The sequence below is a fragment of the Chitinophaga jiangningensis genome, from assembly GCF_900142605.1.
In the GTDB taxonomy this organism is placed as follows: Bacteria; Bacteroidota; Bacteroidia; order Chitinophagales; family Chitinophagaceae; genus Chitinophaga; species Chitinophaga jiangningensis.
The window spans coordinates 489903-513281 of sequence record NZ_FRBL01000004.1 but is presented as its reverse complement, the minus strand read 5'-3'; the positions used below and the strand labels follow the sequence as shown (position 1 = coordinate 513281).

23 protein-coding genes and 1 pseudogene are annotated in these 23379 nt (G+C 47.0%); 17 read left to right on the top strand and 7 right to left on the bottom strand.

Features of this window, described 5'->3' with window-relative positions:
* The first annotated feature begins 21 nt into the window (after window positions 1-21).
* The 3 genes from BUB18_RS12340 to BUB18_RS12330 all read left to right on the top strand — a co-directional run bounded on the left by BUB18_RS12340 (window position 22) and on the right by BUB18_RS12330 (window position 1993).
* Window positions 22-366, top strand: a complete 345-nt coding sequence (locus BUB18_RS12340; protein WP_073081142.1) for an HvfA family oxazolone/thioamide-modified RiPP metallophore — start codon at window positions 22-24, stop codon at window positions 364-366.
* 63 nt (window positions 367-429) lie between these two features.
* The gene (locus tag BUB18_RS12335) at window positions 430-1257 is read left to right on the top strand and encodes an HvfB family MNIO-type RiPP peptide maturase (protein ID WP_073081141.1); all 828 of its coding nucleotides are present in this window, start codon (window positions 430-432) and stop codon (window positions 1255-1257) included.
* Window positions 1241-1993 (top strand): HvfC/BufC N-terminal domain-containing protein, encoded by a 753-nt coding sequence (locus tag BUB18_RS12330; RefSeq protein WP_073081140.1) that lies wholly within the window; start codon window positions 1241-1243, stop codon window positions 1991-1993. Before BUB18_RS12335 ends, BUB18_RS12330 begins: the two co-directional genes overlap by 17 nt.
* A 60-nt stretch (window positions 1994-2053) precedes the next feature.
* On the opposite strand, the gene BUB18_RS12325 is transcribed toward BUB18_RS12330, so the two are convergent.
* A complete protein-coding gene (locus BUB18_RS12325) occupies window positions 2054-2809 on the bottom strand; it encodes an NAD(P)H-dependent oxidoreductase (RefSeq protein ID WP_073081138.1) in 756 nt (251 codons plus the stop codon).
* Window positions 2810-2901: 92 nt separating this feature from the next.
* Between BUB18_RS12325 and BUB18_RS12320 the strand changes: the two genes are divergently transcribed.
* The 3 genes from BUB18_RS12320 (at window position 2902) to BUB18_RS12310 (ending at window position 4777) form a co-directional block, all read left to right on the top strand.
* Window positions 2902-3759 (top strand): AraC family transcriptional regulator, encoded by an 858-nt coding sequence (locus tag BUB18_RS12320; protein WP_073081137.1) that lies wholly within the window; start codon window positions 2902-2904, stop codon window positions 3757-3759.
* Between the two features lie 247 nt (window positions 3760-4006).
* Entirely contained in the window at window positions 4007-4135 is a 129-nt protein-coding gene (locus tag BUB18_RS30095; RefSeq protein ID WP_262487681.1) for a hypothetical protein, read from the top strand.
* Between the two features lie 99 nt (window positions 4136-4234).
* The gene (locus BUB18_RS12310) at window positions 4235-4777 is read left to right on the top strand and encodes a GNAT family N-acetyltransferase (RefSeq protein ID WP_073081134.1); all 543 of its coding nucleotides are present in this window, start codon (window positions 4235-4237) and stop codon (window positions 4775-4777) included.
* A 229-nt stretch (window positions 4778-5006) separates the two neighbouring features.
* Here the strand turns inward: BUB18_RS12310 and BUB18_RS12305 are convergent, their stop codons facing one another.
* The gene (locus tag BUB18_RS12305; RefSeq protein WP_073081133.1) at window positions 5007-5372 is read right to left on the bottom strand and encodes a DoxX family protein; all 366 of its coding nucleotides are present in this window, start codon (window positions 5370-5372) and stop codon (window positions 5007-5009) included.
* A 115-nt stretch (window positions 5373-5487) separates the two neighbouring features.
* Here BUB18_RS12305 and BUB18_RS12300 point away from each other — a divergent pair, with 115 nt between their 5' ends.
* Entirely contained in the window at window positions 5488-5862 is a 375-nt protein-coding gene (locus tag BUB18_RS12300; protein ID WP_073081131.1) for a winged helix-turn-helix transcriptional regulator, read from the top strand.
* Window positions 5863-6038: 176 nt separating this feature from the next.
* Here BUB18_RS12300 and BUB18_RS12295 read toward each other — a convergent pair whose 3' ends face one another.
* The gene (locus BUB18_RS12295; protein WP_083549842.1) at window positions 6039-6464 is read right to left on the bottom strand and encodes a ribosomal maturation YjgA family protein; all 426 of its coding nucleotides are present in this window, start codon (window positions 6462-6464) and stop codon (window positions 6039-6041) included.
* 132 nt (window positions 6465-6596) lie between these two features.
* On the opposite strand from BUB18_RS12295, the gene BUB18_RS12290 reads away from it, so the two are divergent.
* From BUB18_RS12290 to BUB18_RS12260, 7 genes are all read left to right on the top strand, one after another.
* The gene (locus BUB18_RS12290) at window positions 6597-8255 is read left to right on the top strand and encodes a glycosyl hydrolase family 18 protein (protein WP_073081129.1); all 1659 of its coding nucleotides are present in this window, start codon (window positions 6597-6599) and stop codon (window positions 8253-8255) included.
* A gap of 389 nt (window positions 8256-8644) precedes the next feature.
* Complete coding sequence (locus BUB18_RS12285; protein WP_143159923.1) at window positions 8645-9076, top strand: hypothetical protein; 432 nt, start codon at window positions 8645-8647, stop codon at window positions 9074-9076.
* 9 nt (window positions 9077-9085) lie between these two features.
* The gene (locus BUB18_RS12280; protein ID WP_073081126.1) at window positions 9086-9748 is read left to right on the top strand and encodes a hypothetical protein; all 663 of its coding nucleotides are present in this window, start codon (window positions 9086-9088) and stop codon (window positions 9746-9748) included.
* Window positions 9706-10494 carry a sensor histidine kinase gene (locus BUB18_RS12275; RefSeq protein WP_073081124.1) on the top strand — a complete coding sequence of 263 codons (789 nt, stop codon included), beginning with the start codon at window positions 9706-9708 and terminating at the stop codon, window positions 10492-10494. The genes BUB18_RS12280 and BUB18_RS12275 overlap by 43 nt, the downstream gene beginning before the upstream one ends.
* 2 nt (window positions 10495-10496) lie before the next feature.
* Window positions 10497-11153 carry a response regulator transcription factor gene (locus BUB18_RS12270; protein ID WP_073081123.1) on the top strand — a complete coding sequence of 219 codons (657 nt, stop codon included), beginning with the start codon at window positions 10497-10499 and terminating at the stop codon, window positions 11151-11153.
* Window positions 11154-11189: 36 nt separating this feature from the next.
* Window positions 11190-11747 (top strand): GNAT family N-acetyltransferase, encoded by a 558-nt coding sequence (locus tag BUB18_RS12265; protein WP_073081122.1) that lies wholly within the window; start codon window positions 11190-11192, stop codon window positions 11745-11747.
* Window positions 11748-11812: 65 nt separating this feature from the next.
* A complete protein-coding gene (locus BUB18_RS12260) occupies window positions 11813-12496 on the top strand; it encodes a hypothetical protein (protein ID WP_073081120.1) in 684 nt (227 codons plus the stop codon).
* Window positions 12497-12744: 248 nt separating this feature from the next.
* On the opposite strand, the gene BUB18_RS12255 is transcribed toward BUB18_RS12260, so the two are convergent.
* The 4 genes from BUB18_RS12255 to BUB18_RS12240 are packed head-to-tail and all read right to left on the bottom strand — an operon-like array spanning window position 12745 to window position 15432.
* Window positions 12745-13416, bottom strand: a complete 672-nt coding sequence (locus BUB18_RS12255; RefSeq protein WP_073081119.1) for a response regulator transcription factor — start codon at window positions 13414-13416, stop codon at window positions 12745-12747.
* The gene (locus BUB18_RS12250) at window positions 13413-14210 is read right to left on the bottom strand and encodes a sensor histidine kinase (protein WP_073081118.1); all 798 of its coding nucleotides are present in this window, start codon (window positions 14208-14210) and stop codon (window positions 13413-13415) included. Before BUB18_RS12250 ends, BUB18_RS12255 begins: the two co-directional genes overlap by 4 nt.
* Complete coding sequence (locus BUB18_RS12245; protein WP_073081116.1) at window positions 14200-14913, bottom strand: hypothetical protein; 714 nt, start codon at window positions 14911-14913, stop codon at window positions 14200-14202. Before BUB18_RS12245 ends, BUB18_RS12250 begins: the two co-directional genes overlap by 11 nt.
* A gap of 39 nt (window positions 14914-14952) precedes the next feature.
* Window positions 14953-15432, bottom strand: coding sequence for a hypothetical protein (locus BUB18_RS12240; protein ID WP_073081114.1), 480 nt, complete (start codon window positions 15430-15432; stop codon window positions 14953-14955).
* A 621-nt stretch (window positions 15433-16053) separates the two neighbouring features.
* Here BUB18_RS12240 and BUB18_RS12230 point away from each other — a divergent pair.
* The 3 genes and pseudogenes from BUB18_RS12230 to BUB18_RS12220 all read left to right on the top strand — a co-directional run bounded on the left by BUB18_RS12230 (window position 16054) and on the right by BUB18_RS12220 (window position 23314).
* Window positions 16054-18498: a mechanosensitive ion channel family protein gene (locus tag BUB18_RS12230; protein WP_178372132.1), complete on the top strand. Its 2445-nt coding sequence runs from the start codon at window positions 16054-16056 to the stop codon at window positions 18496-18498.
* Window positions 18499-18596: 98 nt separating this feature from the next.
* Window positions 18597-21182: an alpha-L-arabinofuranosidase C-terminal domain-containing protein gene (locus BUB18_RS12225; protein ID WP_073081111.1), complete on the top strand. Its 2586-nt coding sequence runs from the start codon at window positions 18597-18599 to the stop codon at window positions 21180-21182.
* A pseudogene (locus BUB18_RS12220) lies at window positions 21182-23314 on the top strand (family 43 glycosylhydrolase). The gene BUB18_RS12225 and the pseudogene BUB18_RS12220 overlap by 1 nt, the downstream one beginning before the upstream one ends.
* Window positions 23315-23379: the final 65 nt, after the last annotated feature.

The following is a 23379-nucleotide window of genomic DNA, read 5'->3' as shown; positions in this document are numbered from 1 at the left end:
TCATCTTTAAATCCTCCGATCATGGAAAACAAAAAAATCAGCAAAAAAGTACTTTTTAGTGGTTCTCTTGTGGCAGGTGCTATTATGGGACTTACTGCATTTGCGAATGCTAACCCTGTTAACTATTCCGATATGGGCAATGGTGCTGCTGTAAGAACCGCGCTCACAGGTGCTTCCAGCCATGTTAACGCTATTGAGTTGGCTTGTGGTGCTACCAAAGATTCTACCATGAAATCCAAGGAAGGGAAATGTGGGGAAGGTAAATGCGGAGAGGGAAAATGTGGAGGTAAAAAAGGTAGCAAAGAAAAAGGTAAAACAAAAGACAAAGCTAAGAAAGGAAAGGATTCCACCAGTACTGGCAATTAATCCATCGGGAGGTTGTATCCATGCAGATACAGCCTCCTTTTTACTCACTTAAAAGCATACCTTATGGTGGGCATCGGATTTAGGAGAGACTTTGCTGCCGAGCTGCTCAACGGCGATCAGATCCGGCCGGATTTTATTGAGTTTGCACCGGAAAACTGGATGAATATCGGTGGTTACTGGAAAAAGCAATTGCATAAAGCGGTGGAAAAATACCCGGTGTTATGCCATGGACTTTCCTTATCTATAGGGAGTCCTGAGCCACTTGACCTGGATTTTCTCCGTTATGTAAAGTCGTTTTTAAACGAATATCGTGTGCAGTTATATTCTGAGCACCTGAGTTATTCCAAATGCGATAATGCGCATATGTATGATTTGTTGCCGATACCATTTCGCAAGGATGCGGTGGCACACATTGCAGAGCGTATTATGCAGGTACAGGATTTTCTGCAACGCCCGCTGGTGATGGAGATCGTGTCGTATTACACGCCTGTGGCGGCGGAAATGAGTGAAGTGGATTTTATCAGGGAGATAGTAAAGGCCAGCGGATGTCAATTGTTGCTGGATGTAAATAACATCTATGTAAATGCCTTTAATCACGGGTATAACGCCCGGGAGTTTATCAGTCAGCTGCCGCTGGATAAAGTAGCGTACATCCACATGGCGGGGCATGAGCAGGTGGCGCCGGATTTGATAATTGATACGCACGGGCAGCCGATTATTGACCCGGTATTTGAGTTGTTTGAATGGACGGTGCAGCGCTTACATCCTGTGCCGGTGCTGCTGGAGAGAGATTACAACATTCCGCAGATGGGAGAGTTGAACGGGGAATTACAACGATTGAAAAATATTTGTCAACAACATTGGCATAAGCATTATGAAACTGTCGGCTGATACTTATCGCATCCAGCAGGATTTTTCCCGCTTTATCCGTACGGGTAGGCAGGTACCTGTTCCGGGGGTAAAACCTGCGGCGATGGCGCATTACCGGCGGCTGGTGTACAATGTGGTGTGCGATGCGCTGGAAACCGGTTACCCGATTGCGTTTGCAAATTTGCCCCGAAAAAAGTGGGAGCGTATGGTGTATAAATTTTTCAGTACCCATGCTTGTACAGCTTACCAGGTATGGAAGCTGCCGTTGGATTTTTATACCTGTGCGGTCGAAAACAGTTGGGATGAGCAATATGATATTCCATATCTGTACGATTTATTGAGTTTTGAGTGGGCGGAGATGGAATTGTATAATATGGAAGATCAGGCGCCACCGGCTTATGTTCCCGGGGGCGATTGGTTGTCGGATCCAATTGCTTTTAACCAGGAATACCGGTTATTGCATTTCAAATATCCGGTGCACCGGGAGGTGGGACGCAGGCGGTTATTGAATCAGGTGGGCGCTTATTTTGTGCTGGTATATCGGATGCCTGACTCCGGGGACATTCATTTCACGGAGTTATCGCCGTGGCTGGCTTTTGTAACGGAGCAGCTGCTGGCGGGTATAACGTTAACGGATATACTGGCTTATGCGCCGCAGTTGAATATGGTGGTAAATAATAAGTTACAGGAAGATACCATTGCTTTTTTGCAGCATTTGCGGGAAAAGCAGATGGTGATGGGTTTTATAAAGCAATAGCTATTTTATAAGTCGATGCAGATAAAAGCAATGCCACCGCCGTCGGCGGTGGCATTGCTTTTAATGTAACCGGGTATGTGTATTCAGTGTTGATGTAGGGAGATGCAGGTGTGCCTTCAGCAGGCTATGCTCGTCATAATCACCGTTGGGCACTGAATAATACGGGATGGTGTCAGTTGTTTCCAGTGTGGATAATCTTTCTTTCAATGCTGTTATTGATTTATCGACGTCTGCTTCGCTGATGTGGTTGGCGCTATGCACGAGGAATGGCGGTAGTGCAGCCATGCCTGTGTACCACATAATACCGTGGTGTATGGGAAACAGGAGGTCGTTGATGTTGCCGTGGATACCGCTGTCGGTAAAGGTATTAAAATCGCCGCCGGTAGTGATGAGCAGCATTCCTTTTTTCCCCGCGAGTTTACCGCCGCCATAACGCTGGCCGGTGCCATAGCCGAAGCCGTTGGTGTATACCCGGTCGAACCATCCTTTTAAGATAGCGGGCATGGTGAACCACCAGAGGGGGAACTGATAGATCACGAGATCTGCCCACATAACTTTTTCCTGTTCAGCGGTAATATCCGGTGATTGTAGTTGTTGGTGATAGGCTTCTTTGGCGGCCTGTGCTACGATGAGGCGCTGATCAGGCGTGTATTGCAGGAAGTCGCCTCCATCCGCCTGCGATTTCCATTTTTGCTGATAGAGGTCGGATACGATTACCTGGTGGCCTGTGGCTTCGAGGAAGCTGACAGCTGCATTTTTGAGGGTTCCGTTAAGAGAGCGGGGCTCAGGATGGGCAAATACTATCAATATGTTCATAAGTTAATATCTTTGAGAGTGTAAAATTGTACAATTATTATGTTTGTTTTCTTGGATGATTTTACCATAATTTTGTATGAAATTGCCATACGATGTACAGGAATAATATTTTTCAGCCATTTGAGATCAGGGAGTTGGTGACGGATGAATGTCCGATGGAGGCGCATTTGCATAATTTTTTCGAGTTGGTATTTATAGTGGAGGGGCGGGGTGTGCAGCGGGTGAATGAGAATAGGTTTACCTATGGTCCGGGGCATTTGTTTTTGCTGACGCCGGCGGACAGTCATTCTTTCACGGTGACGGAAACGACGCAGTTTTTCTTTCTGCGCTTTACGGATATTTATATTAAGGAGTTGACGGATCGAAAGGCATGGGTGCAGCAGATGGAGTTTATACTGCATCATGCGGGGCATGCGCCTGGGTGCATTTTGCATTTATCTTCCGATAAACCGCTGGTGCAGCATTTGGTGGAGGCGCTGCAAAGGGAGTATCATGGTGAAGCGTTGTACAGGCAGGAGATTATATGCCAGTTGGTGAATACGCTGATTGCGATTGTGGCGAGGAATATAGCGCTGCGTTTGCCGGCTACTTTGCCCCAGCAGGCGGATCGTACCTTCCAGGACATTGTGCATTATATACAGTCCAATATCTATGAACCGGAAAAGCTGAAGGCGGAGAAAATGGCGGACCAGGTGGGTGTTTCCGTGAATTACCTGGGGCGTTATTTTAAGAAGCATGCCGGTAAGAGCATGCAGGATTATATTATGCAGTACAAGCTGAAGCTGGTGGAAACGCGTTTGTTGCATAGCAGTATGCGTATCAATGAAATTGCGTGGGAGTTGAATTTTGCGGATGAGAGTCATTTAACACGTTTATTTAAAAAGCATAATGGGTTAAATCCTTCTGCATTTCGCAAGCAGAAAATGAAAATTGAATATTCAAATTGCTAATTTTTTTACCTTTTTAAGGTATGTTGTTATTTTGATAATACTATTATCAGTAAAGGGTTTGGTTGTAATCTTTACAGAAAAAAATATTTGGTAGTTCAGTTAGGAATGCTAAATTTGTTAGTATATTATTTATGACTAAAACTTTTACAAGATGCTTAGTTATTTGAGGAAATTATTGATAAAGTTATTGTTGCCGGAGGAGGCAGATCGGGCTGAGGATGAATTATTGGGTAATCCCGCGCCATACATGCCTTGTTTGAAAGGGAAGGATGTGGAATATTTTAAATCACAGTTGCGTAAGCAGAAGCCTATGACTCCTGAAAGACTGAAACGGATACAGGAAACAAAGGCATTCTTCGATTCTATCCGGCAGTAACTTGCAACTAAACTAATGTAGTTTCAGGAAACCAATCCCCATCTTTACTCATTTCCTTCTTGATTTTGGCTATTGTTAACCTACGGTAAAAATTGACATATGGAGTCAAGCCAATTATCATTAGTAAAGCTGGTGGATAAAACGCAGCTCAAACCTTTCGATTGTGGAGATGAAACGCTTAATACTTTTCTGACAGACAAAGCATTGGCTTATCATGAATCACATCTTGCGACAACTTACATACTTCAGCAGGGACAGCAGCTGATAGCCTATTTCAGCATCTTCTGTGATTGCCTAAGGTTACAGCCTGAAGATTTTCCTACCCGCTCTGCCTATAAAAAATTTCTTTCAGAGGTGCTGGTGTATCCTAAACGACATCTGAAGGAATTGCCAGCCATAAAAATCGGGAGGTTAGCGGTTTCCAAAGATTTACAGGCCGCTGGGATGGGAAGAAGGATAATTGAATACGTAATGGCAATGGCTATGGAACAGAATACTATATGTGCTTGTAAACTGGTTACTGTGGATGCTTATAGGGAATCTATTCCATTCTACGAACGGTTGGGATTCAATTTTGCTTCACAGACAGACACCAACAGCCGTACAAGGATTATGTTTTTTGACCTGGCACCTGACCAGTGATAGGCCCCTTTAAATTACGGGTTGAAAATTACGAGGTGATATTGGATTTGTTACATCATGGTTGCTGGATTCGTTTCAACATAAAAGGTTTCGTTGCTACTTATTGGATATGTTATATCAAGATTAGATTCAATTCAATTCAATTCAATTCACAGGAATTGCCTTGTTGTTATATATAGATATTTCAGAAGGGTAGCAATCACCCTTCTGAAATAACTCCCTTGCAACCTTACGCAACCTGAGTAGTTTTTGCAGGCAAAAAAATGCTGCTGTCCCGCAGAAATGCGGCAATCCATACCAGTACCAGTGGCAGCAATGCATGAAACTCCATCGCTCGGGATAGTTCCACCGCCAGTGCACCGGCAAAGTAGCAACTGAGCAGTATGAATCCCAGTTTGTACGTTTGTGGTATGACGAAGAGTGCGGCAAATGCAATCTCCATGATCCCGAGCATTGTAACGTATTTGCCAACCCCAATGGCGGACATCATTTTAACGATTTCCTCGCTGGCCGTCAGCTTCATTATGCCGCTCAATGCAGCCATGCCTGCAGCCAGAACAATAAAAATAATAGTGAGGATTTTCCTGATTTTCATTTATCCGATGAGTTTTAAACCAGCGCAAAACTATATACATTTGCTTCTTATTTATTAGTAGTATTCTAAAGGTTAGCAGTAACCTTTAGGTTAGTGGTTTAAACCGGATAAACAAATGAACATAGTAACACCACCACCGGCCCATACGGCCGCCGGCTGCAATGCCGCTCTAAACGCCGTTGGGGACGCATTATACGTTATCGGAGGCAAATGGAAAATGAGGATAATCGTGGTGCTGCGCGATGGCAGCAAGCGATTCAACGACCTGCAGCGCAGCGTTACCGGCATCTCCGCCAGAGTGCTGTCCAATGAATTGAAGGACCTTGAAATTAACGGATTTGTAAAAAGAGTGGTAGATGCAAACGCCACACCGGTAGTAGTAACCTATGAACTCATGCCCTACGCAGATACCCTGAAAGAGGTAATTGCCTCCCTGCATAACTGGGGCGTGATGCACCGGAATAAGCTAATGCAGAAAATAACGCCGTGAGTCCGGTCAAGGGGTAATATGAACTCATGCCGCACCTGGGTACCTTGGAAGAAGTAATCCTCCTCACCCTGGTTACCCGTCATGTACCGTAAAACAGGATGTAAACGTGGAGGAAATTAATGTGGGCAGTTATGTAAGTTATGCTATCATTCCGGAAACCATCCACCGCAAAGAACTTACTGCTGCCCTTTAACGGCTGTACGCCCGCGCAACACCAATATCTCCCCAATCATACAAACTACATACCCCAGCAAACTACCCAGCCCGTAACAAACCAGATCACTCCACTGAAAACCATAACCCAGCACCAGCCCAAAGGGAAAGGTATGCCGCAAATGCTCCAGCCATGCTACATCAATCAGCTGCTGTAACTCAATCAGCACACAAAATATAAAGGCCCAGGTTGCCACCTTCCATAACCGGCCCCCGGGAAAAGTACAGCGCAAACCAAATACAACAAAGGTGGCGTAGAGTATATCGCCGCCGTATATACGCAGCAACGGGGGGAATACACAATCAGGGTCACGCGTGGCCAACCCCAGCCACATGGTAAGGGGTATAAGGGTAGCATAAAGTACTCGTAGCGTAGTATTTCGGGTCATCGTGGGCCAAATGTACCACTTATATTCACCATTGACGTAGTAATGTAGTACTCGATAAATATGATCCCAAACCTGATTCTGATACTTTTGTGGCGAACCTTCTTTCTTATTACTCACTGTAAAAATTCCCTTATGAAAGCAAATCTATTCAGTTTGTTTTGCCTGCTGTGCTGCCTGCTAACGGCCAGTGCGCAAACTCCTTTCAGAGTAGTGGGCTACATGCCATCCTGGGCAGGAAGTGTAAGCACTGTCCAATACAGCAAATTAACCCACATCAATTATGCGTTCCTGTTACCCACTGCAACCGGAGGCCTGCAGGCCATTGAAAATCCAAGCAAGTTGCAGAGCCTTGTTTCCACGGCACATGCTAATAATGTTAAAGTCCTGATCTCCGTTGGCGGTTGGAACGATGGTAACGACAGCGGCTTCGAAGGCCTCGCTGCCAACGCCACCTATCGCACTAACTTCGTTAACAACATGGTCAACTTCGTGAACCAGTATAACCTGGATGGAGTGGACATCGACTGGGAGTACCCGGACGCCGGCGCTTCCGCCAATAACTATATCTCGCTGATGACACAACTCAGCACCGCCATGCACAACCAGGGGAAATTACTGACAGGGGCCCTGGTAGGCACCGGTGGAGCCAGTATCCTCAGCAGCGCCTTTGCCCTGGTGGACTTCTACACCCTAATGGCGTACGATTACAACAACTTCGACCACTCTACATATACCTACGCTACGCAATCAGTTAACTACTGGCTGGGCCGCGGTATGCCCGCCTCCAAGCTGGTACTGGGACTGCCTTTTTACGGTCGTCCTACCTGGGAATCCTACGCACAGCTGCTGGCAAGGGGGGCCAGTCCCAATGCCGACGTTTTTGATAATGTTGGCTACAACGGAATACCCACCATCAAAGCCAAAACTAACCTCGCCTTTGATCAGGGTAGCGGTGTAATGATCTGGGAGCTGTCGCAGGACGCTACCGGCGCTAATTCCCTGCTCTCCGCCATCAACGATGTAGTGGTAGCCCGCAGCGGCGGCGGTAGCAATCCGGCCCCGATCGGTAAGGTGATCACCCTGCGCGGCAATAATAATTTATATGTAAGCGGTGAAAATGGTACTACCGCCATGACCTGCAACCGTGCCACCTATGGCAGCTGGGAACAGTTTTCTGTACTTGACGGCGGCAATGGCAAAATCGCCCTGCGCTCCATGGCTAAATACGTATCCTCTGAAAACGGTACCCAGCCCATGACTGCCAACCGCACTACTGCGCAGGACTGGGAAAAATTCACCTGGGTAGCTAACAGCAACGGAACCATTTCTTTGAGAGCCAGCAATAACTTATACGTGAGCTCCGAAAACGGTGCCGCCCCTATGAATGCCAACCGTACCACCGCCGGTGGATGGGAGTCCTTCAATTACACAGTGGTAGGTAACGTAGTAGGTTCTGTAATTGCACAAACCACCGGCCTGGCCGACAATACATCTGCTGTTACGCTGTCCGCCATGTCCGCTGACATAGGCGACAAAACAACGGCCACCAAATTCAGCGCCTATCCCAACCCGGTAGCTGCCGGAGGCAACATTTTCGTAAAGGTGCCCGCGTATAATAGTAAGTCGCCCGTTAAAGCCGTGCTCCTCAGCGCCGGCCGGCAGGCATTGGTACAACAGCAGGAAACCAGCGGCAGTTTCACCGTGAAAGCAGCAAACGTACCCGCCGGTACTTACTTCCTTGAAGTGAGTCATAACGGTAAAGTATACACGCAAAAGATAATTATTCAATAGCCTTTCTTTTATCTCAGCAGTTACAGGCCCTCCCGCCGTGGAGGGCTTGTGCATTTACGGAGCCTTACGCACTCGCTATTCTGTAATCTCTCCCTAAAAACAAAAGCTGTTTTTCACCTTTTTATTGTGGCCATCTCCCTGCGAAAATATCCGGTGCTTCCTGTAGATTGCTGAAAATTTAGATGACTATGAAATTATCCCAGGCCATTTTAGTTGGCATTATCTCTTGCGCCTTTGGAGCAGGAGCTACCTATTTTCTGATGAGGACAAATAATAAGCCTAGATATGCGGATGATTGTCCACTTCCGATACCTGTTCCAGGTGACGAACTGCAGCCTGATTCAGCCAAAAAGTATGTTAGCAATTATGGGCACCTAAAAATGTCAGTAATGGGCTGGGTTGACACGACCGGCGGTTGGAAAATAGTCAAAGGACAACGCAATACGAGATGCATATGGTTTCCTAAGGCGGAGATTCAAAATATGGCCTCCATTATTTGTCGCAACGATAGCCTGGATGGGGTCCGTTTTTACCTGGCCAATTATAATTTAAAGTATACGGATACCCTTCCAACCCGTGAGTATGAAAATGCCCCTCCCATGGTATATAGGAATAAGACTACATTGATCATGGTGCCTACATGGGATTCTGTGCCAAAAGGAGATACTACTCATTACCACAGAGATTTTATTGTACTGGATTCAAAAGGAAAGGTGATTAAGGGAAGAACATTCCTTCGTGCGATCAATCCTGAAAATAAAGGAGAACTATGCCCACCGGGAGATTGTGGTCCCGATGGTGCCCTGCTATTGCTCGAATAAACCTACTTCATGCTGCTAACCGTTAATACTACCATTGAACTTATCTGCTTCCTGGTGGCGTGTATTTGTCTGCATCGCGACAATTCCGCTGCCTGGAGGCTCATGATACCCTACCTCGCCCTTGTTTGCCTCACTGAAATGACCGGGATTTACCTGAGTAAACACCTGCACGTCAGTAATACATGGCTGTACAACGCCTACCAGTATATAGAACTGACTGTTATCTGGTCTTTCCTATACTTTAATCTCAAACCTTATGTAAAAACGAATAACTGGTACTATATCATTCTCGCCGCCCTATGGGTGATTTTTGTAACGGAAACGTATATACGGGGCTGGTTCGTGTTTGCTAATATATCCGCATCTGTGATGTCGGTGGTATTTATCATCACTTCTCTTTATTACTTTTTGCTGGTAATCCGGGATGAAGCTTACCTGCAGCTTAGTGTACATGCTCCTTTCTGGTGGGTGAGCGGCACGTTGCTGTACTATTTCGGCAGTACTGCCTCCAATGTATTTTTCGACTTCCTGGTATCCGGCGCCATCATGAGTTTACCGTTTCCGGTTCGCTACATCGTTTTCAATATTCTGAATGTATTGTTATATTGCTGTTGGTCATACTCGTTTATATGCAGATATCGTCAAAGGAATTCCTTTTCCTCTTTAGTCTGATAACCATTATATTTCTCATCGCCCCGTTATTCCTGATATTTTATATCTCCCTGTATAACAAGCGAAAAAAGAAATACATAGAGGAAAAGGAGGAACTTAAAAAAGCCTTTGAACATGAGTTGCTGAAATCGCAGATGGAGGTGAGGGAGCAAACACTGAAGACCATCGCACTGGATCTACATGATAACATTGGGCAGCTGCTGGGACTTACCATCATGACGCTGAGTGCTGTAAATGTGGAGGACAAGGAAAAAGCGAAAGAAAAGATTGGCGCCGCGGAGGAATTTGCGAAACGCTCCGTGAAAGAAGTAAGAGCGCTGGCCCGGCTGCTGCATGGGGAAGAGCAGATCAACCGTGGCCTGGTAGCTGCTATAGCACTGGAACTGGAATGGATGGAGAAGGCCCGTCAATACCAGGTGACCTATGATCATAACGTACCGGAAATACCTGGTAGTAAGGATAAAGAAACGATGTTGTATCGCCTGTTCCAGGAATCGCTCAACAATATTTTCCGGCACGCGCAGGCGAAGGAAATTCATATTAATTTAGAATATAGTAACCAACGGCTGCTACTCTCCATCACCGATGATGGCATTGGCTTTAATGTAAACGAGGTGCTGAAGCTGCAGAAAGGTATGGGTTTGCATAACCTGCACAAAAGGGCAGGTATGATTGGGGGAGAAGCTATTATTCACTCCGCCCCGGGTGCCGGTACCCAGGTCGCCATTTCAATTCCTTATATATAACCATGAATACGAGCAATCCAATTCCCATAGCGATTATAGACGACCATACCTTGTTCAGGCAGGGACTCATAAGCCTGCTCTCTGAATTTCCTGAGGTAGATATTATTTTCGAAGCGTCTGATGGCCAGGACATGCAGCAGCGTTTTTCCACTGCACGTACCATTCCGGAAGTGCTCCTGATGGATATCACCATGCCGGTAATGGACGGCTTTGCCGCCACTGCCTGGGTAAGGCAGCATTACCCGGATATCCATGTGCTGGCACTTTCCATGCGGGAAGATGACAAAGCCATTATCCGCATGCTGCGAAGCGGCGCCGGCGGCTATCTGCTCAAGGAGTCCAAAGCACTGGAACTGCTGAATGCCATTAAAACCATCCGGGAACATGGGCACTTTTTAAATGACCTCGTAACGTTACGACTCCTGCGCAACCTGCAAAGTAATGCCGGCAGCGGTGCAGACCTGGAGCTAAGCAACAATGAGCTGAAATTCCTGCAATTATGCTGCTCAGAGCTTACTTACAAGGAAATTGCCGACCAGATGAACCTCAGTCCACATACCATTGATAACTACCGCCAGGAAATTTTTCAGCGGTTTAACATAAAATCACGGACAGGATTAGTTTTATTTGCGCTGCGGAATGAGTTAATTTCGCTCTGACCTATATTAAGCGTACTATAAAAACTAATTGCACGTATGAACAAACTGCCCGACATTTTCCCGCAGTTGACTACGGACCGTTTGCTATTGGAGCCGGTAACGATGGACATGCTCGAAGATATTTTCTTCCTTTTCACAGATCCGCATGTAGTGAGGTTTTATCATGTTATGCCTTTTTCTACCATGGGCAAAGCCATGGAGTTGATCAGGCATTTTCACAAGGCATTCAGGGAAAAGGAAGGTATCCGCTGGGCCATGATTCTCAAAGGCAGCCGCCAGGTGATTGGTACCATCGGCTTACATCAATTTAATGCCAGTAACCGGGCAGCCTTCAGCTTCGATATTTCCAGCAATTGGTGGAAAAAAGGGTTTCTGACAGAAGCCATGCATGCTGTGTTGCATTATGCCTACCAGGAACTGCAGCTGCATCGTATACAGGCCGAGGTAGTAAACCTGAAATCGGACGTAACTGCCATTCTGGACTTATTTGGCTTTGTTAAGGAGGGGCAGCTGCGGGATTGGCAGCGCCACAACGATGTTTATGGAGATATGCACGTGTATGCGTTACTGAAAAATGAATACCGGGGATTATAAATGTTGCCCATGTATGGTAATGGTTTGTTTTTTGTTGGCCTTTAGGTGTACTAAACATACCAAACATGAAAGCTGCCACTACAAGGAAGAAGCCGGTAACGAAGCGGAGAAAGGCCACTGCCAAATCCGGGAGTTACAACAGGGTTAAGGAATTCGAAGGCCGGCAGTATACTGGCGTTCAGGTAGGCAGAGGCCACCATTGGCATTACGACCAGGGCGACTGGAAGGAGACCAAGATTACACCCGATTTATGGGAAATTTCCTACAAAGTGATGAAGCGCCGCACAGGAAAGGCGCCGGAGGGCTCCGGCGTACCGGTAGGCACTGCCTATCACTGGTATATTTTGGCGCATCAAAGTGCGGTAAAGGAAAATGCCAATGATTACATGACCACCATGACCGGCCTCAAATTTAAAATCGCACATAAACGGGCGGATAAAGCGAAGTGGAGCACTTCCGGAGCTACCCAACGCAAACACCTGATCGCTTTCCTGAAACAGTTTATCGCGCAGTTGGAATCAAGTGTAATACCGCTGCAACTGGAGGTAAAGGGCGTGAAATATAAAGGGGAGGCGGTGCCTATTGCAGATACCTGTACCAAAGGCGTTTGTTACCAGGCGGAGGTAATGCTCAATGATGAGAGCCTGGGCATCATCCGCTGCGCAAAAAGTGGTTGGAAGATGGACCTGGTGAAGGATCAGCAATTAATTGATGCAATCGGGAATGAGATTATGCTGTGGTTTGAATAGCACTTTTGTTCTCGCAATGTTGCATAAGTTTGCATAAGAGGCAAAGCATATAATCTTTTGCCCCCAGGGACAACTTATGCCACCTATGTTTGCAATAAACAACAAAACACAAGCCTTAGCTACTTCACAAACAACAAAACACCAGTCTTTGCTGCTTACCTGCTTTGCTGCTTTGCGAGCAAAAAAGATCGCCCACTAATTTCTTCGCGGGCTAAAACCCTTTCGCTTCCTGGCGGGAAAAAACGCCGCTATGGTAACTTATCCAGCAGTACAATCCCGTGTTTGAGTGCATACGTCACCAATCCCACTCTTGTTTTCACCTGCAGTTTTGCAAACAGGTTATCGCGGTAGCCGTCGATGGTGCGTGCGCTGAGGCACATCTGGTCTGCTATTTCCTTATAGGTAAGCTCTGTGCATACGAGCTTAAGGAAAGTAATTTCTTTTTCGGAGAGGTTGGTGGCAAACCGGGTGGTATTGCCTTCTTCTTCTGCTTCGTTGATGGAGTGGATGAGTTTTCCGGTCACCATTTCCGAATAGTAGAATCCTTTGTGGATGAGAGAGCTCATGGCTTCGCGCAGTTCGGAGGGCTCACTGTCCTTTAAGATGTAGCCTTTAGCGCCGGCTTTGAACATGCGTACGATGGATTGCTCGTTGTCGTACATGGACAATGCGAGTACTTTCACCCCAGGATAGTTTTTCTTCAGCCAGAGGCAGGTTTCATAACCATCCATTTCGGGCATGTTGATGTCCAGCAGGATGATATCCGGCAGGTTGTCGGGCGACAGTGCATTGATGAGTTCCTTACCGTTATTGGCTTCGAACAGCAGGTTATAGTCATCAAAACTGGCGATAAGCGTGCCCAGGCCTTTGCGGAAAAGCACGTGGTCATCTACCAGTACTATGCTGATTTTCTTATTCATATAGTTTGTTGTGGCAGCAGGTAGGGCAGGTTGACTGTCACGATGGTGCCGCTGGGCACATTATCGGTGATTTGCAGTGCTGCGCCGATAAGGCTGCTTCGTTTATACATGCTGCGCAGGCCTATGCCGCTTGTTTCCTGTTGTTGCAGTCTGGAGGAGATGCCTTTACCGTTATCTGCTATTTCCATGAGGCACTGGTCGGGGCGGTAGTCGAGCAAAATCCGGATAGAGGTAGCTTGCGCGTGTTTGATAATATTATTTAAAACTTCCTGAAATATACGAAATAGTATCAACTCTTTATTGGCTTCCACGCGTACCGGATTACCTTCGATATGGAAATCGATTTCATAAGCGCCGGTGCGGCGCAGTATTTCCACTTCCTGGCCAATACCGGCGCAGAGTCCTTTGTCGGTGATGAGGTCCGTATCAAGGCTGCGGCTGAGATTACGGAGGTCGTGAATAGCTTTTGTTAATAGTTTCTTGGAGTCGGTAATTTTTTCCTGCAGATCGTTGGTGTTGCCGGCGTCCATGGTACTCACGTGGAGTTTGACCAGGCTGAGTACCTGACCGATGTTGTCGTGTATTTCCTGTGAAATGTTTTTTTGTGTTTGTTCTTTAATTTCCAGCTGAGCCCGGAGTAATTCCTGGTCGTAGGTGGATTTTAACTGTTGTTTCTCCTGTTGATGTGCTGCTCTGCGGCGCAGGTATATCATCCAGAAGGCGATGATAAAGCTGATCAGCAGCAAGAACAGCAGGGTGGCCATTACGATGCTTAAGATGATATCATTTTCCATTTTCACGGTGATGAGCTATGTTGGCGGCGTGTGCACGATGATCCTTCCATATTCCGATGGTGAAGAGGCCATACATAGTGATGTTAAAAATACTCTGGATCACCCAGAGCCGGGTAATAACTGAATCCGGGTGAATCTTTATATACTGCCATAGTGAAAATACCAGCATGGTGCAGGGGGCGTACAGCAGGATCCCGGTGAGGTACCAAAAGAAGGGCTGGGAGGGGGAGATCCCGTCCGTAACTTCGTACTGATCGAGGATGATGAGCAGTATCCAGCCGGTGTATACCAGGTTGTTGACGGATACCGCTTCGCTGAGGAACCGGGTGGATAACCCGCTCCAGCCGAATATGCCAATATTGAAGAGCGTTACTAAACACGTTGTGATAATAAATAACCGTTGCCGGTGTTTGTGGATAATTTTTGGGTACAAAAGCCAACCTATAAGTGCTATTTCTGCTAAAGTGTACAGATTGTATGTTGTATTCAGCATGGGTCCTTTAAGGATGAAAGCTCTCATAAGCTGAGGGATAGTAGCAAGGGCTACTATCCCCAGAATTATTTTGGTATCAGCCGACGTGGATCTGAAACAATAAATACCCAGCAGTAGCGGGCATATAACGATCCAGATGGAGATTTCGCTCAAAACTTCCTGTAGATGCATAAGGCCATTGGTATAGTACGCAAATGGGGGTGTAGTCATGCAAAATACTGAAGTTATCGCGAAATACCCTGATCATCGTCAGGCATTATTAATTTGGGTCACGTTGGTAGCAGGCGGATGTTCCAGGCCTACATACGGCGGATCGCCGGCAGCCACTAATGCTTTGGCCTGTACCGTACCATCTTTCATGCCGGTGGCTTCCAGGATAACGCCGTCTTCCCTTACCGCGTTCATATCCTTGGTAACAGGGTCCAGGCAGGGAATGATCATTACTGTTGGATCACCAATTTTGAAGTTTCCGCTAGCCTCCGGATGGGCGCCTTGTACCACGCTAAAATAATCAGCGCCGCTGTCTAATAGTTGCTGCAGTTCAGTTCTTGTAAACTTAAACGCATTCTGGTCACTAAGAAAATAGTTGGTAACTGCCTCGTCGTGCAGGATGCCGGTGGCAATCCGCAGTCCGAGCTCCATTTTACGGTAATAGCTTTTACGTGCTTCCATAATCCGGCGGGCCTCTTCGAGGTTGATTTCTTTACCGGCTTCGAATTGTTGTTCCATTAACTTGAAGTTTTAGGGATTAGTATAATTCTGTTTGTTAATTGCATTCCGAAAAAGGGAGGTGCCCACTAGTGGAGCACAGGAGCACCGCCCGGTTCTTTGGGGAACGATACTGCGCTAATATGAAAGCGCTGGATAAGGAAAATATTGATCAGACCCAGTGAAGCGGGCAACCTGTGTTTCCGAATCTGAAACAGTGGCCGCCTGCAGATTGTTGTAAGGAACTACATACGAATTATAATCGGGGAAAACAGACCTCGGATGGTGTAAGTATAAGGCCAGTTGTACGGATACAAACAGCAGGAAAACGAGAATAAATTTCATCTCTCAGTAATTTGGTAACAGTAGTTTCGGTTCAGAAGCCAAATGTAAAGAGGGACCTGACATTTAGCAATGTGGAAAACAACCGGGGCTATACCGTGTTTTAACGGTATTTAACGGGTACGGCTATATGTTACTGCAAATAAAGCATTGGAAATGAGGTGTAAGGAGACTAAACTTTTCCAGTGAACACCTGCCAGGGAGCCCTGACATCTCCCCGGAATAATATGGACATAAAAACAACTGAACAGCATGATAACCAGTAGATATTTAGTATCTTTTACTATAAAACCGATTATTTTGGCATTCAGAATTTTACGGCGCCTGCCTTTTTATCTAGTACTGGTTTGCTGCCTGTTGCTAAGAACAGCAGCCAGTGGCGCTGCTCCAAAACGTGATACTACCATCAATGTGCTTGATACCCTCCGCAAGGTCCTGCAAAAAGAAGCTGTTACCAGTGTGGAAACGTATAAAACCCACCAGGTATCTGTACAACAGGATGCATTGTTAGAGGCGCTGCTGAAAAATATCCGCAGCACCCGCGATTTCCTCAAAGCCGGCATCGACACCAACGGCATCAACCGGGAATTAAAAGACCTGCGTGCTAAATATAATATAGCCGTTGACGGTATTCTAATAAATCAGGGGTCGATACAAACCGAACGAAACCTGACTACCTCCTATAAACTGTTGCATGAGCTATTGAGTCGCGCCCAGAAAAGGAATCAACAAGCCGCCCAGATCAAGAGCAAACTGGTTACTTACCGGAATAATTTTGACAGCCTGGGTGCTGATTCCCGCCTGTATATGTTTTCGAAAGATTCTGCTGAGTTTATGGGGTATATGCAGCAGCTGGTAGTGGCGGCCACCGAGGTGCATCCGATCGACAGTACGCTCACGGCTGCATTGAAGCATATAGGGCTCTGTAAAATGCGTGCTGACCTGCTGGTATACCAGCTGCAATCCGCCCTGGAACAAATAGATCAGTATGAGCGGCAGTTGTCTGCAAATACTTTCACACAGGAAGTTAACTACCTGAACAATGCACCACTTAATGCCAGGCCTTTCCGGGAAATACTGTCAGAGTCCTGGAAAAAAGAACAACTGATCCTCAGCTTTTATCTGCGGAATAATGCGACCCTTTTGGTGGTAATTGTATTACTGCTGGGGTTTGCGGTTATCTTCCTGCGTTCCTTAAGAAACAAAGTCAGGAACGGACATATTCCACCGGAAGATCAGAAAAATTACCTGGTGCTTAAGATGCCGGTTGTGTCGGCCTGGATTGTTGTGCTTAGTATTTTCCAGTTCATCTTTCCTAATCCGCCGTTTATTTTCAGTGCTATCATTTGGGTTAGTACATCCGTATGCCTCACCATTTTGTTTGCCAGCTATATTACGCGCTACTGGATGGTGTTCTGGGTAGGTATGTGGCTGCTGTTTATCCTGGCCTGTGCGGATAACCTGGTGTTACAGGCCAGCCGTACCGAGCGCTGGATCATGCTGTCGCTGGCCCTTGCTGGCGCCATATGGGGTTTAGTTTTTTTATTAAAGGGGAGAAGAGAAGTGCTCCGGGAAAAAGCCATTATTTATTTCATTACCTACCTGGTAATCATCGAGTGCCTCTCGGTACTGGCCAATGTTTATGGGAGATATAACCTGTCCAAATCACTGCTGACGAGTGGATTTATCAGTGTAATTGTGGCCATTACTTTTTTGTGGACGGTGCGATTGATCAATGAAGCCTTAACCCTGGCATCGGATATTTTCGAAATACCGGAGCGCCGCCTGTTCTTTATCAATTTTGATGTGGTGGGGAAGAAGGCACCGACATTCCTGTACGTGTTTCTCGTGATTGGCTGGTTTATACTGTTTGCACGGAACTTTTATGCATTTAAGCTGGTAACAGCGCCCATACTGGACTTCCTGTTTCAACAACGCACGCTGGGCAGTTATAACTTTTCGTTCTTTAACCTGCTGGCTTTCTTCGGAATATTGATCTTATCATCCGTAGTATCGCGGATTGTGTCCTTTTTTGCTTCCGATACACCTAATGCGCATGGGGAAAATAAGCCGGGACTGGGCAGCTGGCTGCTGCTGATCCGCATTTCCATAATTGTGCTGGGTGTGCTGCTGGCGTTTGCTGCTACCGGAATTCCGCTGGATCAGGCGATGATCGTGTTGGGAGCGCTGGGTGTAGGTGTGGGCTTCGGTTTGCAAACGATCGTTCATAACCTGGTAAGCGGGGTGATACTGGCTTTTGAAAAGCCGATTAATGTAGGCGATATGGTGGAAGTAAAAGGAAAAACCGGTACCATTAAAAATATCGGCTTCCGCAGCAGCGTACTGGAATCAATAGATGGCTCCCAGATAACGATTCCTAACGGTGAACTGTTAAATGATCACCTGGTCAACTGGAGTAAAAACAATGCGCTTCGCCGCAGTGAAATAGTGGTGGGAGTGGCCTACGATACAGATTTAAAGGCCGCGGAGAAGCTGTTGCTGACGCTGATGCAGGAACATCCACAGGTAGTGAAACTGCCGGCGCCGCTGGTGTTTGTAAATGCCTTCGATGAAAGTGCGATACAGTTACAACTCTACTTCTGGACGATAGGGGTGCGCACGCCGAAGGCGGTAAAAAGTCAGCTGATTATGGGGGTACAGCAGCTATTTAAAGAAAACGGTATCAGTATTCCTTATCCACAATCCGATCTGCATATCTTCAATACGCCACCGCCGGAAAAATAATTAATCCGCCGTTTATAAATGTATTAATGACAATTATAAATAAAAGTCTATTTTAGTGTTTCCGATTTAACACGTTATTTACCTATTCCACTAGCGTTATGAAAAATAGATTTTTAAAAGTCTTTTTTACAATTATTGCGTTTTATATAGCAACCAACAACACCACAGCGGGTATACGGCCGGATCACCCGGACTCCATATACCTGTTTTCTTACAGCACCGCAAAAAATAATAACCACAACGGGTTGCATTTTGCGTGGAGCAATGATAAGCTTCACTGGACGCCGGTAGGCAACGAATTCAGCTATGTACGCTGCGACTATGGCCGCTGGGGTAGTGAAAAACGGATGCTGCAACCTTTCCTTTTCCTGGATCAGCAAGGGCAATGGCAGCTGGTATGGTCGCTCAATGAACACGTGCCGGCATTCGGTCACGCGTCATCAGCCGACCTCACCTACTGGGGGCGGCAGAGCTACCCCACCGTGGCAGCAGGAAAGAATTTTCGCAACCCCGTGGTGACTTACAACAGGAACACCAACGTCTACCAGATAACCTATAACGACAGTACCCAACAATATTTTCAGGTTACCACCACTAACTTCAAGGACTATACGACACCGAAACCAATAACCGCTGTTCCTAATCCCAGCATTGAACTGGAGCTGCCTACAGGAAAAGGTTATGGCCAGTTGCATCGCGTGCCATGGAGGGTACTGGAACAACTGCAACATACCTACGAAATTGAACAGTTCAGCAGATCACAGGATGCTGAAAGCACCAGCAACGATGCTACCCGCTTTGTCAAACTGAAATCCCTGCAGGCGACCATCACCGCGCAGCCACAACAGGCAAAAAGTATCAGCGACGTACTCATGGGCGTGTTCTTCGAAGATATCAACTACGCCGCCGATGGAGGACTCTATGCGGAACTCATCCAAAACCGTGATTTTGAATACGCTTTATCGGACAGGGAATACCACGATAAAACCTGGAACAGCACTCACTCCTGGACGGCCAGCGGTCTGCAGTTTAGTATCGACAGTGTAAATGCCATTCACGAAAATAATAAGCACTATGCAGTACTTACCGCCGCACAACCCGGTGGTACCCTGCAAAACAGCGGATTCGACGGCATCAATGTGCCTGCCGGCAGTCAATACATTTTTTCAATTTTCGCTAAACCAGTTGGCAGTAAGCAAGCCAGCTATACGGTGAGTCTGGTTGGTGCCAACGGCACCATACTGGCCAGTGCTAACCTGCGCTTTAACGGCAGTAACTGGGCTAAACAACGTACTGTACTCAAAGCCGCCACTGCTGATGCAAATGCCCATTTGGAAATAAAACCGCTGCAAGCCGGTACCAGTGCCATTGATATGGTATCCCTTTTTCCACAAAATACTTACAAAAACAGGGTGAATGGCCTCCGTGCAGATCTTGCTGCCAGCATTGCCGTCCTGCATCCACGCTTCGTGCGCTTCCCGGGAGGCTGCGTGGCACATGGCGACGGGCTCGCCAACATCTACCGCTGGAAAAATACCATTGGCCCACTCGAAGCACGTAAGCCCCAGCGCAACCTCTGGGGGTATCATCAGTCGGCCGGACTAGGCTATTTCGAGTACTTCCAGTTTTGTGAAGACATAGGCGCAGCGCCGCTACCAGTGATAGCTGCCGGTGTACCCTGCCAGAATTCCGGCATCGGTGGCGGTGGGCAACAAGGCGGCATTCCTATGGCGGATATGCCTGCCTACATCCAGGATATACTCGACCTGATAGAATACGCCAACGGCAGCGCCAGTAGCACCTGGGGCCGGCAACGCGCTGCCGCAGGACACTCGGCACCTTTCAATCTTAAATACATCGGCATCGGCAATGAAGACCTGATTACTGACCTGTTCGAAGAACGCTATGCCATGATCGTTAAGGCTATAAAAGAAAAGTATCCGGACATTACCGTGATTGGTACAGTAGGGCCATTCTGTAAAGGAACAGATTATGAAGAAGGCTGGAAGCTGGCAGATAAATTGCAGCTCGACTGTGTGGATGAACACTATTATCAGCCACCGGGGTGGTTCATCAACAACCAGGATTTCTACGATAAATACGATCGCAATAAATCCAAAGTATACCTGGGTGAATATGCCGCACATGCGGCAGGCAGGGTGAATAACCTGGAGTCCGCCCTGGCTGAAGCATTGTACCTGACAAGTGTGGAACGCAACGGGGATGTAGTGTCTATGGCATCCTATGCACCACTGCTGGCTAAGGAAGGCCACACACAATGGCGCCCGGATCTCATCTACTTCAACAATCAGGAAGTAAAAACTACCGTCAACTACGAAGTACAGCAGCTGTTTGGTGCCTACGCCGGTACCACCTATATACCGGGAACGGTTACACTCTCGGATGCCGGTGAGGCAGTGCGCAAACGTTTTGCCAGCTCCATTACCCGCAATAAAACAGGGGACGTGATGGTGAAAATAGTTAACATGCTTCCTGTGGAAACTACTACCAGCATAGATTTGAGTGGCATCCTTACGAAGGAAGTAAGGGCGGAGAAAACGGAACTCTCCGGTGACCCTGCAGGTACAGGCGCAAAAGCAATACCAACTGGCATCTCCCTGAACACAAAAACGAACCTGACGCTGGCACCTTATTCCTTAACGGTGCTGAAATTTAAACCTTAATGCCACGTATGAATCGATTAGTTCTTTTTCTTGCCGCTATTCTATCAGCGCCAACAGCTTTGCTGGCGGCCAATGCCGACAGTGCCTATCTGTTTGTTTATTTCACCGGCAACAGGAAAAGCGAAGAGGCGGTCCGGTACGCGGTCAGTACGGATGGATACCGGTTCAGATCTCTCCATAACAATGAACCTGTGATATCTTCAGCAGTGATCAGTTCTACGGGCGGTGTGCGTGATCCGCACATCCTCCGCGGGCAGGATGGCAAAACCTTTTACATGGTAGTAACAGACATGGTATCTGCCAACGGATGGAACAGCAACAGGGCTATGGTGCTGCTGAAATCCACCGACCTGATTAACTGGAAGTCTGCCATTGTGAATATCCAGCAACGGTTTCCCGGCCATGATAGTTTGCTGCGTGTATGGGCGCCACAAACCATATACGATAAAAAGGCAGGGAAGTATATGATCTACTGGTCCATGAAACACGGACAGGATGCGGATAAGATCTATTACGCCTATGCAAATAATGATTTTACGGACCTGGCCACCGAGCCTAAACAGCTGTACTTTAGTCCGAATAACGGCGCCTGCATCGATGGTGATATTGTGGAAAAAGACCATCGCTACTACTTGTTTTTTAAGACCGAAGACGGGCATCCAAGTATTCGTGTAGCCGTTTCCGATAGCGTGAATGGCGGCTACCAGCTGCGCCCGGGAGAAGTGCAGCAAACGCAAAACCCGGTGGAAGGCAGCGGTGTATTCAAGCTCAATAACAATGAGGGTTACATCCTCATGTACGACATGTATACCAGCGGAAAATATCAGTTCACCAAAAGTAAGGACCTGCAACATTTTGAAGTGGTGGATAAGGAGGTGAGCATGGATTTTCAGCCGAGGCATGGAACGGTGATGCCAATTACTGCGGCAGAATTATCGCGGCTGGTGTCCAAATACGCTACCGCAGCAGGTTTTATGGGTACTATTCATGATCCGGGGATTAGGAAGCTGAATATTACTATGGATACCCTGGCGCATATAGTACGGGTGATGGTAAAACCAGGAACGGATATAAAGCGGATGCAGCCTGCGTTTCAGCTGGTGCCAGGGGTGAGCATTACAAAAATCGGCCGGTCGGATTTCTCCAAAGGAAAGGTGGATTACAAAGTAAGTATCCCGGGAAGAGCGCCTGAAACCTGGACAGTAGAGGCAGTTGCCAATAATAACACGGTGCTGGATGGATTTTATGCGGACCCGGATATCATGTATGCCGCCAAAACAGGTAAGTATTACATTTATCCTACCAGTGATGGTTTTGCGGGATGGTCAGGTACCTACTTTAAATGTTTTTCTTCCCCGGACCTGGTTACCTGGAAGGATGAAGGAAAAGTGCTGGACCTGGAAACTGATGTAACCTGGGCCCATGGCAAAGCCTGGGCGCCTTGTATTATTGAGCGTAAGTAAGGCAATGCCTATAAATATTACTACTATTATACGGGAGAGCAAAAGATTGGACTGGCTATCGGAGATGATCCGAAAGGGCCTTTTAAAGATATAGGGCATCCGTTGATTGATAAGTATCCGGCGGGCGTAAACCGGGGACAGGAAATAGATCCGGAGGTTTTTCATGATCCGGTGAGTAATAAATATTTCCTTTATTGGGGTAATGGTTATATGGCGGTGGCGGAGCTGACTGCCGACATGCGATCTTTAAAAGAAGGTTCATTGCAACTCATTACGCCTGACAAAACTTTCCGTGAAGGGACCACCGTATTTTACCGCAAGGGAAAATACTATTTCCTCTGGTCCGAAAATGATACCCGTAGCGAAGATTACCGCGTGCGCTATGGCACGGCTGATTCACCGATAGGCCCTATCAGCATACCTGCGGAAAATATGGTGATTGCAAAGGATCCAGCAGCTGGTATTTACGGCACGGGGCACAATTCCATTATTCAGGTGCCAGGGAAGGATGAGTGGTATATTGTTTACCATCGTTTCAACTATCCGAATGGGATTCATTGGGGGCGTGCTGCGGGATATAGCAGGGAGGTGTGTATCGATCGTTTATATTTTAATGAAGATGGAAGTATTAAGCAGGTAGTGCCCACGCATAAAGGAATTGGGAAGTAGAGACGCCTCGCAGGCGTCTATTCGCGTAAATCCTTTTTACATAAAGGAGGAATTAACGCGGAGAT

What these genes read in the sequence shown, in the direction of transcription:
- BUB18_RS12280 (WP_073081126.1), top strand. Translation starts at nt 9,086, where the DNA reads ATGCTGCTAACCGTTAATACTACCATTGAACTTATCTGCTTCCTGGTG.
- BUB18_RS12240 (WP_073081114.1), bottom strand. Translation starts at nt 15,432, where the DNA reads ATGGAACAACAATTCGAAGCCGGTAAAGAAATCAACCTCGAAGAGGCC.
- BUB18_RS12270 (WP_073081123.1), top strand. Translation starts at nt 10,497, where the DNA reads ATGAATACGAGCAATCCAATTCCCATAGCGATTATAGACGACCATACC.
- BUB18_RS12325 (WP_073081138.1), bottom strand. Translation starts at nt 2,809, where the DNA reads ATGAACATATTGATAGTATTTGCCCATCCTGAGCCCCGCTCTCTTAAC.
- BUB18_RS12245 (WP_073081116.1), bottom strand. Translation starts at nt 14,913, where the DNA reads ATGACTACACCCCCATTTGCGTACTATACCAATGGCCTTATGCATCTA.
- BUB18_RS12250 (WP_073081118.1), bottom strand. Translation starts at nt 14,210, where the DNA reads ATGGAAAATGATATCATCTTAAGCATCGTAATGGCCACCCTGCTGTTC.
- BUB18_RS12335 (WP_073081141.1), top strand. Translation starts at nt 430, where the DNA reads ATGGTGGGCATCGGATTTAGGAGAGACTTTGCTGCCGAGCTGCTCAAC.
- BUB18_RS12295 (WP_083549842.1), bottom strand. Translation starts at nt 6,464, where the DNA reads ATGACCCGAAATACTACGCTACGAGTACTTTATGCTACCCTTATACCC.
- BUB18_RS12255 (WP_073081119.1), bottom strand. Translation starts at nt 13,416, where the DNA reads ATGAATAAGAAAATCAGCATAGTACTGGTAGATGACCACGTGCTTTTC.
- BUB18_RS12260 (WP_073081120.1), top strand. Translation starts at nt 11,813, where the DNA reads ATGAAAGCTGCCACTACAAGGAAGAAGCCGGTAACGAAGCGGAGAAAG.
- BUB18_RS12300 (WP_073081131.1), top strand. Translation starts at nt 5,488, where the DNA reads ATGAACATAGTAACACCACCACCGGCCCATACGGCCGCCGGCTGCAAT.
- BUB18_RS12310 (WP_073081134.1), top strand. Translation starts at nt 4,235, where the DNA reads ATGGAGTCAAGCCAATTATCATTAGTAAAGCTGGTGGATAAAACGCAG.
- BUB18_RS30095 (WP_262487681.1), top strand. Translation starts at nt 4,007, where the DNA reads ATGCCTTGTTTGAAAGGGAAGGATGTGGAATATTTTAAATCACAGTTG.
- BUB18_RS12305 (WP_073081133.1), bottom strand. Translation starts at nt 5,372, where the DNA reads ATGAAAATCAGGAAAATCCTCACTATTATTTTTATTGTTCTGGCTGCA.
- BUB18_RS12265 (WP_073081122.1), top strand. Translation starts at nt 11,190, where the DNA reads ATGAACAAACTGCCCGACATTTTCCCGCAGTTGACTACGGACCGTTTG.
- BUB18_RS12275 (WP_073081124.1), top strand. Translation starts at nt 9,706, where the DNA reads ATGCAGATATCGTCAAAGGAATTCCTTTTCCTCTTTAGTCTGATAACC.
- BUB18_RS12290 (WP_073081129.1), top strand. Translation starts at nt 6,597, where the DNA reads ATGAAAGCAAATCTATTCAGTTTGTTTTGCCTGCTGTGCTGCCTGCTA.
- BUB18_RS12225 (WP_073081111.1), top strand. Translation starts at nt 18,597, where the DNA reads ATGAAAAATAGATTTTTAAAAGTCTTTTTTACAATTATTGCGTTTTAT.
- BUB18_RS12330 (WP_073081140.1), top strand. Translation starts at nt 1,241, where the DNA reads ATGAAACTGTCGGCTGATACTTATCGCATCCAGCAGGATTTTTCCCGC.
- BUB18_RS12320 (WP_073081137.1), top strand. Translation starts at nt 2,902, where the DNA reads ATGTACAGGAATAATATTTTTCAGCCATTTGAGATCAGGGAGTTGGTG.
- BUB18_RS12285 (WP_143159923.1), top strand. Translation starts at nt 8,645, where the DNA reads ATGGGCTGGGTTGACACGACCGGCGGTTGGAAAATAGTCAAAGGACAA.
- BUB18_RS12340 (WP_073081142.1), top strand. Translation starts at nt 22, where the DNA reads ATGGAAAACAAAAAAATCAGCAAAAAAGTACTTTTTAGTGGTTCTCTT.